Consider the following 10,628-nt stretch of genomic DNA (forward strand, 5'->3'; position numbering starts at 1 on the left):
CACAGGTACCTGGGGGCTAATGAATACGCCTAGAGATTAATCGGCTATTTAACCGTACATTCCCATGAAAACCCTTGTAGACCTTGAAAAGGTAGAGGCTCTCTTTCGCCCTTTTGATCTTAACTCATTACACCTGCGGAACCGTATCGTCATGGCTCCCATGACCCGGGCCTTTTCACCCCAGGGTGTACCCACGGATGACGTCACAGCTTATTACCGCCGCCGAGCTGAAGGAGAAGTTGGTCTTATTCTTTCGGAAGGTACGGTCATTGATCGTCCCGCTTCTTCCAATGAGCCTAACATTCCTCATTTTTACGGTGATCAAGCCCTTGCTGGCTGGAAGAAAGTTATTGATAGCGTACATCAGGCCGGCGGAGCCATGGCTCCTCAGCTATGGCACATGGGCGTGATGCAACCCAGCCAGTCGGGTTGGTTGCCCTCACAACCCTTCGAAGGCCCTTCGGGCTACGTCATGCCGGGCCAGACGGGCGGGGTCGCCATGACCGATATGGACATTGCCGATACCATCGCCGCTTTTGCCAAAGCTGCTGCGGATGCCAAACGCCTGGGTTTTGATTCCCTCGAAATTCACGGGGCCCACGGCTATCTGGTCGATCAGTTTTTTTGGGAAGGCCTCAACACCCGTACCGACGCTTTTGGTGGAAAAACCCTGGCCGAACGGAGCCGCTTTGGTGTGGAAGTCGTGAAAGCGATGCGGGCGGCGGTAGGCGATGATTTCACCATCATTTTGCGATTATCGCAGTGGAAGCAGCAGGATTTCACGGTTCAGCTGGCTAAAACGCCGCAGGAGCTCGAAGCTTGGCTGAATCCGTTGGCCGACGCCGGCGTGGATATCTTCCACTGCTCCCAACGCCGTTTCTGGGAAGCTGAATTCGAAGGTTCGGATCTTAATTTTGCCGGATGGGCGAAGAAGGTATCGGGTAAAGCCACCATTACGGTAGGTTCCATCGGCCTGAACAGCGACTTTATGGGTGCCTTCCAGGGTCAAAGTTCTCAGACTAGTTCGATTGATGAACTCCTTCGCCGGATGGACCGCGGAGACTTTGATCTGGTGGCCATTGGTCGTTCACTGCTTTCAGATCCCGCCTGGGTGAAAAAAGTTCGCGAAGGACGTCTCGAGGAGTTGAGCGGTTTCAACAATCAGTCACTGGCTACGCTGGTGTAAAGCATGGGATGTTTTAGCGTATCAGGTTTAAAGGTTCGACAGTCAATCGATTTTCCTGAGCGTTGGTAAACGCAAAAGCCCCTCCGGTTTTAATCACCGGAGGGGCTTTTGTTATAACTATCTAGCTGTTTTCTGGAAGTGAGTGTCGGTTACTGTTCATGACGGGTTTAAAGGTTGGGCGAGCAGCGGGCGTAACATTCGTAGGGCGAGTCGTACGCGTAGCATTTCCCTTCTTTTTACCCTTCCCTTTACCAAAACCTTTGCGATTCCACCAGACCAGAAATCCGGTAACGGGTAAGGAAGCTCCAATCAGGCTGGCCAGAAATGCCAGTACTTTTCCCGGAAAGCCCAGTACACTTCCGACGTGAATATCATAGTTCATGCGGCGGATTTGAGCCCCGGTAGAAGCTTCGGTAAAAGGCTTGCCATAGATTTTATCTTTCGGAAATTCCTTGAGCGTATGTTGATCGAAGGCGTAACCCTGGTTGTCGTAGAAATGCGTACGGCTCGGATAAATAGTAATGGCAATAGGAGCTTTGGCGTCTTTGGGACTGGGATAACTATAATAGAATCCCTCTGCATCCGGATGACGGTTAATCACGGTATTCCAGGCTTTATCCATGGCCTGATCCACGGTGTAGAATTTTTGGGCCTGCAAGGTATCCGAGCTATTCCGGGCAATGGGCGGCAGACTATCGCCTCCCGAAGTAGCCCAATACAAACCTTTACTGTACCATTCAATGCCGTATACCATGCCCGTCATGGCAATCGCCAGCAAAAATAGCAGCGAGTAAAAGCCTAATACGTTGTGCAGATCAAGGTTAAGGCGTTTGAACGAAGCTCCCCACTTAATTTTGAAGCTCTTATCTACTGTACTTTTATTCCATTTTTTAGGGTACCACCAGATCAATCCCGTGATCAGTAACACCACAAACACGAGAGTACCATAATTAACAATGGGCCGACCGATGGGGTACGGTAGCCATAAAGCCCGGTGGCCGTTGAGAATGAAGCGAAAGAAGTCCGTGCCATCTTTTTCCAGTACTTTCTTGCCCAGTACTTCGCCCGTATAGGGATTTAAAATAACGGTATGATCGCCCCGCCGACCTTCCCCCAGCGAAACCTCAGCGGCCCGGCCCATGCGGTAAATGGCGTAAACCACGCGTTTGTCCGGGAATACGTTCGAGGCAATCTGTTTGAGTTCTGAGGGTTTAAGAACGGGTTTATTTTGTTTTTCAATGCGACTGTTGGGCTCCAGTAAGCCAGTAATTTCATCATTAAATACCCAGATACATCCGGTGATACAGACAATAAAAACGATTACACCAGAAATGAGTCCTAACCATAAATGGAGCCAGTTATTAACTTTTCGAAACAGGGACATTGGTTGTGCAAAGAATTTGAAATAAGTAAGGACCGCATCCGGGAATGGAGCAGCAGAATATTCCTCGGGAGCATTCCGCTGCGTCCTTTCTCCGTTACAAAACTAGGATGCTATTTGTAATTAGTCCAAATTAATTAGACTTTATTTCATAGATGGGTATAATAGGGGTGGACCGATGAGGCAACCAAGACATTTTCGTAGGAATGAATTCGTATAGATCAGGCGAGCTATTAAAAGTTTACGTACTCCTTTTTTAAGCCCTTCCAACCCTTACGGCCATAAATGGGTCTTCAACAAAACCTTACCTACTATGCGACTACCTACTATTCTGCCTATTCTTTTGAGTATTCTACTCCTGAACCTGCTCAGCTGCACGAAAGAGCATGAAATCACCTGCAAGTCCGTTAGCGAAGACGTGGACGAGCGTGCGAATCCCGAGCCTTTTCATCGCGATTCCCTACGGATATTCACTTTCGAGCATACTTTTGACGATTCTTTATCAATCGTTGTAGACAACCAGGTAGAGGCCAAGGGACGCGTGGGTACTGACTTCAGCCTGGGTATGGCCAAAAGCTTTTCTATTAAAGCTCAATCCGGTCAGATGATCAGAATTCAAACGTCCAGTGATTGTGCTTCTTTTTCACTAAAAGACGGCTACAAGTACCTGTACATCAATCGTAATAATGGAAAATGGAAGCTAACCTATTCGAATGTAGCTCGAGGGTATTTATAGCCAGAAAGGATCGCTTTCCCCAGAACACTTACCAGTGTGTAAACGTTATTAGTCATCCAAGTACACGAGCTTGCCATACGAAAAAAGCAGCCCTACAGAGGCTGCTTTTTTCGTCTTTAGCTTAAAAAATTAAACGGGTGGCTCCCAGCCTTTTTCGTAGGTGCGGCTCCAGAGCTTCATCGCTTCTTTATCCCGGATATGGCCGTTTTTAGTATCGACTTCGAAGGGTTTGTTAATGCGGGAAGAGATATTCGCTAAATGGCAGAGCAGTACACTTTTAGCTCCTTCATCAATGGGGGAATTTTGTTTGGCCTTGCCGCGAATGGCTTCGAAAAAATTAACCATATGACCTGTGGTCATGTCACCGCCACCACCCAGGGCCGTACCCGCTTCGGAACCTTTGGCCTTGCTGTCTTTCACCAGCTTTCCTTCGCGACTGAAGAGCTTGTAACCATCCCGATCGACATAGACCGTACCCGTTGAGCCGTAAATTACGGTACCACGGTCAGTACCGTAGGTTTTGTAACCCGACCGGCTTTTGCCGTCCCACTGAATGATTTTATTGCCCGGAAAACGGAACGACGCCTCCATAGTATCGTACATCTCCCAGCCATCGTTGGGAAAATGGCGTTTCGCTGCTTCCACATTCACATATTCGGGATAATCCACCTGCAAGGCCCAACGGGCGACGTCCAACTCGTGCGTGGCATTGTTGCCGCTTTCGGCCGTGCCGTAAGTCCAGCCGTACCAGTGCCAGTTGTAATCCCAAGTGTCGTGGGTGTATTCGCGACGGGGAGCAGGCCCCTGAAACAAGTCCCAGTCCAGCCCCGTGGGTACGGGAGCTTTTTTCGGTACCGGTACTTCGCCTCGGGTAGCCACGTAAAAAGCCACGGCTTTATAAGGCGTGCCGATGGCTCCATTATGAATTTGATGGATAATATCGATGGTTTCCGGCGATGAACGCTGTTGATTTCCCATCTGAATCACCTTCCCATATTTCTTCTGAATGGCCACCAGAATCTCACCTTCCCGGGGGTTGTGGCTACAGGGTTTCTCCACATACACGTGCTTGCCCGCCTGTACCGCCAGCCAAGTACCCGGTGCATGCCAGTGATCGGGGGTAGCGTTGATGAGTACATCGACATCCTTATCGGCAATGACCTTCCGAATGTCATTTTCAAGCTTAGGCTGGTAATCGATATATTTGGCAAACTGCTTGAGGGCCGATTCCCGCTGCTTCTGCATCACGTCGCAGAGGTATACCAGCTCCACATTACTGTCCTTCTTACCAATGGGTTCGAAATAGGCTCCTAGCCGCCGCCCTAGTCCGGCAATGGCTACCTGGAGTCGTTCGTTAGAGCCGATGATTTTAGCGTAACTTTTGGCGGACATCCCGACCCCGCCGAGGGTCAGTCCGGCCGTTGTAAGAGCCGTTTTTTTAAGAAACGATCGTCTGGATTTTTCCATAAGGAATTAGAGGCTTTGATACGCCCGTGCCCCGTCCAAAGTGGACCTGAGCAACCGGGTAGTTGAATCGCTCAAATTACGGTAATTTGTTAAAAACGACATAGTCTTGCGACAAATCCGGCAATTCTGAAGGCTCAAGTGGCCCAAAATGGTCTTTCTGCGGGAATTTGCGTTAGCTAGTTTCGGATTTTTACCGGCCTGCTCGGGAAGCTTTCGTACCTTTGCGGCTTTCTTAAGTTGCGATATTATTGAGTCATGAAAACGGAAGCCTTCAAAACTATTCGATTAGCTTTACCCATTATTATTGGTGAACTCGCTCAAATGGCCCTGCACATCATTGATACAGCCATGGTGGGGTCCATTAATTACAAACAACTGGCCGCCGTTTCACTGGTATTCAATGCCATGAATATTCCCTTTGTAATTGGGATCGGCATGACGATTTCCGTTTCCCAAATGGTGTCTATGGCCCACGGTCAGAACGACGACCGTCAGGTTTCTCACTACCTGTACAATGGCTTTTGCATCTGTGCCCTAACGGCCCTGCTGATTTCGTTTACGTTGTTTTTTGGGAAAGACCTCCTCTTTCACTTGGGTCAGGACCCGGAAGTTGCCACGCTGGCCGTGCCCTTCATGCAGTTGATGGGCATTTCGATTATTCCCATGCTGCTGTTCATGACGCTCAAGCAATTCACGGATGGCCTGGAGCAAACCCGTACGGCCATGCTGTTTTCGCTGGCGGCCATGCCCATCAACATCTTTATTAACTGGCTATTAATTTATGGCAATTGGGGCTTTCCGCGACTCGAACTGCTGGGAGCGGCCTGGGGCACGCTCATTACCCGAACACTGATTACGCTGGCGTTGGGGGCCGTTATTCTGACCCACCATTCCTATAAAAAATACATTCAGCTTCGGAAAGAGGAATGGTACCTGCGTCGCTCGACGATTCAGGAATTGCTGCACATTGGCGTACCCAGCAGCCTGCAGGTCGGTATGGAAGCGGGAGCCTTTGCCGTTTCGGGCATCATCATCGGTACGATTGGTGCCGTCGCTCAGGCGTCCCACCAGATTGCCCTTAGTTGTGCTTCGGCTACATTTATGGTCTCGATGGGACTGGCTCAGGCGGGTTCCATCCGGGTCAGTAATGCTTTTGGTCGGTCGGACTGGCCGTTGATCGCTACCATTGGAAAGAGTACGTTACTAACGGCCCTGGCTTACGGCGTTTGCTGTGCCCTGGGTTTTGTACTACTCAAAGATCATTTGCCGCATTTCTTCAACAGCAATGCGGAAGTCGTTTCGTTGGCGAGTATGCTACTACTGTTTGCGGCCATTTTCCAGATTTCTGACGCGACGCAAGCCATTGGAGCGGGCCTCTTACGCGGAATCAAGGACGTCCGAACGCCTACTCTACTCATTGCCGTGGCGTACTGGGTGGTGGGTATTCCGATGGGCTACTGGTTTGCCTTTCACGGCGGCATGGGAGCTTCGGGCATGTGGCTGGGCTTCATCAGTGGACTGACGTTTGCCTCCATTTTCCTGATTGCTCGTTTTCTGCGAATGTCCAAACGAAACGCCCCGGTACTGGTCAGTTAGTTTTTTCGGGACATTTTTCTGCACCGTTTGTTTCTTCTGGGCGGAAGAAGCAAACGGTGCTTTTTTTAACGACGCTTGGTACATGAAGCAATCGTTACGGAAAGCCTTTTTGATTTAATCTAGCCGTAACAGGCTCCCCTGGAAAAGTTTTTATTTTTGGGCCCAATTTTAGCCGCAAACGGGTGTATGCGTTCCTTGGCTCTTTCTTCTCCATTCACTTATTTTTCCTGACGATGAAACGTCTTTGGTACGCTTTGCTTTTCAGTGGATTTGTACTTCCGCGTGTACAAGCCCAACAAACCCTTGATGTACAAGCCCACCGGGGCGGTATGGGCCTGGTTCCCGAAAACACGGTCACAGCCATGATTCACGCGGTACGGCTAGGCTGTCGGACGCTGGAGCTAGATTGCGTTATTTCGGCCGACCAGAAAGTGGTGGTTTCCCACGATCCGTATATGTCGTCTGTTTTCATGCGGAAACCTGATGGTAGCGACATCACAAAAGAGGAAGAAAAGTCCTACGCTCTCTATCAAATGAAGTATGATAGCATCCGGACCTTCGATGCCGGGAGCAAACCGCACCCGAATTTCCCTCAGCAACGGAAGATGAAAACGTATAAACCACTGCTCTCGGAAGTCATCGATAGCGTGGAAACTTACGTTCACAAGCATCATTTGAAACCGGTTACTTACAACATTGAAACCAAGTGCTCCCCGCAGGGTGATGGAAAGTACAATCCTTCACCGGATGTATTCGTACAACTGCTCATGCAGGTCATCCAACAAAAAGGCATTGCCAACCGCGTTACCATTCAGTCTTTCGACGTGCGTACCCTTCAGGAACTCCACAAAAAGTATCCCAAACAAAGCCTTTCGCTGTTGCTTTATAACAAAGACAGCGTAGCCGATAACCTGGCAAAATTAGGTTTCACACCACAATACTACAGTCCGCATTACACCCTGGTGACTTCCGAAACTGTGAAAGAAGTACACGAAAAGAACATGCGAATGTTACCCTGGACGGTCGATGATGAAAAAGACATGCAACGTATGGCGTCCTACGGCGTCGACGGCATTATCTCAAACCATCCCGAACGGCTGATTGGATTGTATGGGAGTTATCAGAAGAAATAAGACCTTTGTTTGGGTACGGAAAGCGTACCCAAACCCGGCTAACTAGTAACTCCTGCCTATTCCATAGCAACAAACTTTGCTTTCGATAGAAGAAGATACGGTATCGAATGGCCACAGGCCAGTAATGAACTGTGCTGGTCCGACAAAAAATGGTTCTACTAATTGAATAAAATAAGTCATTGAATCCTTAGCTTAGTGATAGTCCCTGGGGTACTTTATGCCAGGGACTATCACTAAGCTAAACTCGTTCATGCAGGAATTTATACATTTTGCTACCATTGCAGACCTGCTCCGTTTTTTTGGGACGGGACCGCATCAGCATCCTTTGGTAGCGGTACTGGATTTTAGTCAGGTACAGCAGCCTCCGCAGCATACCGTCAAACTTTCGGCTGATTTCTATTCGATTATGTTTAAAACGTATCCCAGTAACCATATTCGGTATGGCCGCAAACCCATTGACTTTCAGGACGGCTGCCTGATCAGTATGGGGCCGAATCAGGTTCTAGAAATGGATGTGCCGGAGGAGATGTCCGATGATTTGGGAGGCTGGGGTTTGTACATTCATCCCGATTTGATTCGGGGTACTTCCCTGCATGCCCGGATGCAGGATTTTCATTTTTTCTCTTACGAAGTATCAGAATCCCTGCATTTGTCCGAGAAGGAAAAAGGTATTCTCCTCGGTTGCCTTGGTACCATTCAATCCGAGCTGCAGGACAATATTGATGGGTACAGCCAGCCGATCTTGGTTGCCGCCATTGAATTATTTTTGCAGTATTGTGACCGCTTTTATGGAAGACAGTTTATTACCCGACAAACTTCTCACCACGGTGTGGTCGTCCAGATCGACAAAATTCTAAGTACTTATTTTAAGCAGACGGCCATTCGCGAAACGGGCCTGCCTACGGTAAAATACCTGGCGGAGGCCGTACATTTGTCGCCCAGCTATTTAAGTGACCTGCTCAAGAAAGAAACGGGCAGGAATGCTCAGGATCACATTCATTACCACCTGATTGAAGAAGCGAAAACGATTCTGTTAAGCACGGAGAAATCAGTAGGCGAAATTGCTTATTCTCTGGGCTTTGAGTATCCGCAGTACTTCAATAAACTCTTCAAACAAAAAACAGGACGGACTCCGGTGGAATTCAGAAATCTGAATTAGATCGCTTGGTAACTGATCGCGTATACCTTTGCAGATTTTTATTGCTGGTACTATTTTTCCTTTTAAACCTGGAGAGTTCTGGGCAGGATACAGACGTGACGATTTCCTTCGAAACGCCGATCCAGGCAAGGCTCTACCCCTACAACAGACAAAAATCGGTATCTTCCTTTATTATGAAGGGAATGTTGAGTACAGAAGAAATCTCGACTCAATGTGAAACGATGTATGGCGAATTTAAATTCAGGGTAAATCAAAAGGGGCAAGTTGATAGCTTACTCGTACTTGGCAATTTGAGACCTTATACCATCAACAAAATCTGCAAAGGTATACGCGAAACCTCAGGTCATTGGAAAGGATTGGATCAGGATCGCGTCCAGCCTTTTCGATGGTTTACCTTTCCTTTTTATTCGTTTACAGTAACGGGTGAAGCGGCTTGTGAAAAAGCTCGGCCCTCTCACGAAAATTTCAAACGTAGTTTAAGCTTACTTCAGCAATTACCGTATACCGACCAGGGTTTGTTAAGAACAAAGGACGGCTATTTAATCCAACCGGGCTACACCTATCCATTGGATAGAAGATAAGGATCGTCTACCTTTTTTCAAACATCAGCCTGCTACGATTACTTGATTGTTATTGTGATTTCTTTGGAAGTACAGCCAGCCTGGACAATCTATGTTCCAACGGCGAAAAGCGTCGTATACAAATAATCTGCTTTTTCAGAATAGTATCTATGAAGCTTAGCTGTCTTATCTTAGCAGCTGAGCATGGATTAGGGCCGCTAGGTTCCTTTGGGGAATCAAAGACGCCTTAGCCATCCATTCGTAAACCTATTCTTGAAACAAAATGCGTGCACGTAAACATCCGCTTGATCACTCCTTTCCCAGAGCTAGTTATCTGGTTCTGCTATTCCTACTCGTACACATTGCTTCTGGACAATCCAGCTCGAAAAAGGCAGATCGCCACGCCTTACGGTTGTTTATGATTGGCAACAGCTTCTCCCAGAATGCTTCTAAATACTTACCTGAACTCAGTCAGGAAGCTGGTCATACGTTGATTATTGGACGGGCCGAACTCGGCGGCTGCTCGCTGGAACGGCACTGGGATCACGCCCAGGCGGCCGAACGAAATCCGGAAGACCCTAAAGGCAAACCCTACCACGGCAAATCCCTGAAGATGCTACTTGCCGAAGGTACGTGGGATGTCATTACGCTGCAACAGGCCTCCATTCTCTCGGGAAATCTGGAAACGTATCAGCCCTATGCCCGGCAGCTCTACGAATACGTGAAGAAGTTACAGCCTCAGGCCAAAATTGTCCTTCACCAGACCTGGGCTTATCGCGTGGATTCCAAAGACTTTACGCAGATTGGCAATGGAGAGTCTGCCCGCAGTGCTCAGCAGATGTGGGAAAAATCCAGAGCAGCCTACCACGCCACAGCCAAAGAGTTAGGCATTTCCCTGATTCCCAATGGCGATGCGTTTTGGGCCATTAGCTCCGATCCGCAATGGGGATACACGAAAGATACTGAATTCAATTTCGATCATCCTAAGCCCCCCGCCCTACCCAAGCAGAATCATTCCCTGCACGTTGGTTACTTCTGGAAGCAGGACGAATTAGGCTTTGATTCCCACCATGCTAACGCCGCTGGCTGTTATTTAGGGTCCTTAGTTTGGTACAGCTTTCTTTTTAAGGAATCACCGTTAAAGCTTTCCTTCCACCCTCAGGAGGTCGATGCAGATTTTGCGGAACAGTTAAAAAAGACGGCCTGGAAAACCGTTTCCAGCCCAAAGAAAAAGCAGCCTGTTTTGAAATAAAATCACTTTTCCTGCAAAACCAGTACTAGAACAAGCTGTCCCACAGTCACTCACACTAAAAAAAGTCTGGTCATCGGCGTACTAATCTTACTAGGGCAAGGATTCCAGCCTGCGACTTCACGTCATCGCAAAGCTAGGATCCTTGCCCTTTTTAGTAA

Annotated in this window: 9 protein-coding genes; 7 read left to right on the forward strand and 2 right to left on the reverse strand. The window is 48.4% G+C overall.

Going from position 1 to position 10,628, the window contains the following annotated elements:
* Positions 1-64: 64 nt before the first annotated feature.
* Positions 65-1,186, forward strand: coding sequence for an NADH:flavin oxidoreductase (locus ACOJTG_RS15085; RefSeq protein WP_420154584.1), 1,122 nt, complete (start codon positions 65-67; stop codon positions 1,184-1,186).
* Positions 1,187-1,307: 121 nt separating this feature from the next.
* Here ACOJTG_RS15085 and ACOJTG_RS15090 read toward each other — a convergent pair whose 3' ends face one another.
* Positions 1,308-2,570, reverse strand: a complete 1,263-nt coding sequence (locus tag ACOJTG_RS15090; protein WP_420154585.1) for a PepSY-associated TM helix domain-containing protein — start codon at positions 2,568-2,570, stop codon at positions 1,308-1,310.
* Between the two features lie 310 nt (positions 2,571-2,880).
* On the opposite strand from ACOJTG_RS15090, the gene ACOJTG_RS15095 reads away from it, so the two are divergent.
* Positions 2,881-3,303, forward strand: coding sequence for a hypothetical protein (locus ACOJTG_RS15095; protein ID WP_420154586.1), 423 nt, complete (start codon positions 2,881-2,883; stop codon positions 3,301-3,303).
* Between the two features lie 129 nt (positions 3,304-3,432).
* On the opposite strand, the gene ACOJTG_RS15100 is transcribed toward ACOJTG_RS15095, so the two are convergent.
* On the reverse strand, positions 3,433-4,770 hold the full coding sequence (locus ACOJTG_RS15100) for a Gfo/Idh/MocA family oxidoreductase (protein ID WP_420154587.1): 1,338 nt from the start codon (positions 4,768-4,770) through the stop codon (positions 3,433-3,435).
* Between the two features lie 255 nt (positions 4,771-5,025).
* Here ACOJTG_RS15100 and ACOJTG_RS15105 point away from each other — a divergent pair, with 255 nt between their 5' ends.
* From ACOJTG_RS15105 to ACOJTG_RS15125, 5 genes are all read left to right on the forward strand, one after another.
* Entirely contained in the window at positions 5,026-6,366 is a 1,341-nt protein-coding gene (locus ACOJTG_RS15105) for an MATE family efflux transporter (RefSeq protein WP_420154588.1), read from the forward strand.
* A gap of 233 nt (positions 6,367-6,599) precedes the next feature.
* Entirely contained in the window at positions 6,600-7,499 is a 900-nt protein-coding gene (locus tag ACOJTG_RS15110; RefSeq protein WP_420154589.1) for a glycerophosphodiester phosphodiesterase family protein, read from the forward strand.
* A gap of 250 nt (positions 7,500-7,749) precedes the next feature.
* Positions 7,750-8,658: a helix-turn-helix domain-containing protein gene (locus ACOJTG_RS15115; RefSeq protein ID WP_420154590.1), complete on the forward strand. Its 909-nt coding sequence runs from the start codon at positions 7,750-7,752 to the stop codon at positions 8,656-8,658.
* Between the two features lie 5 nt (positions 8,659-8,663).
* The gene (locus ACOJTG_RS15120) at positions 8,664-9,239 is read left to right on the forward strand and encodes a hypothetical protein (RefSeq protein WP_420154591.1); all 576 of its coding nucleotides are present in this window, start codon (positions 8,664-8,666) and stop codon (positions 9,237-9,239) included.
* A gap of 262 nt (positions 9,240-9,501) precedes the next feature.
* Positions 9,502-10,470 carry a DUF4886 domain-containing protein gene (locus ACOJTG_RS15125; RefSeq protein ID WP_420154592.1) on the forward strand — a complete coding sequence of 323 codons (969 nt, stop codon included), beginning with the start codon at positions 9,502-9,504 and terminating at the stop codon, positions 10,468-10,470.
* Positions 10,471-10,628: the final 158 nt, after the last annotated feature.

The organism is Siphonobacter sp. (genome assembly GCF_048595215.1).
Taxonomy (GTDB): domain Bacteria; phylum Bacteroidota; class Bacteroidia; order Cytophagales; family Spirosomataceae; genus Siphonobacter.

What these genes read in the sequence shown, in the direction of transcription:
- ACOJTG_RS15125 (WP_420154592.1), top strand. Translation starts at nt 9,502, where the DNA reads ATGCGTGCACGTAAACATCCGCTTGATCACTCCTTTCCCAGAGCTAGT.
- ACOJTG_RS15085 (WP_420154584.1), top strand. Translation starts at nt 65, where the DNA reads ATGAAAACCCTTGTAGACCTTGAAAAGGTAGAGGCTCTCTTTCGCCCT.
- ACOJTG_RS15115 (WP_420154590.1), top strand. Translation starts at nt 7,750, where the DNA reads ATGCAGGAATTTATACATTTTGCTACCATTGCAGACCTGCTCCGTTTT.
- ACOJTG_RS15095 (WP_420154586.1), top strand. Translation starts at nt 2,881, where the DNA reads ATGCGACTACCTACTATTCTGCCTATTCTTTTGAGTATTCTACTCCTG.
- ACOJTG_RS15100 (WP_420154587.1), bottom strand. Translation starts at nt 4,770, where the DNA reads ATGGAAAAATCCAGACGATCGTTTCTTAAAAAAACGGCTCTTACAACG.
- ACOJTG_RS15105 (WP_420154588.1), top strand. Translation starts at nt 5,026, where the DNA reads ATGAAAACGGAAGCCTTCAAAACTATTCGATTAGCTTTACCCATTATT.
- ACOJTG_RS15090 (WP_420154585.1), bottom strand. Translation starts at nt 2,570, where the DNA reads ATGTCCCTGTTTCGAAAAGTTAATAACTGGCTCCATTTATGGTTAGGA.
- ACOJTG_RS15110 (WP_420154589.1), top strand. Translation starts at nt 6,600, where the DNA reads ATGAAACGTCTTTGGTACGCTTTGCTTTTCAGTGGATTTGTACTTCCG.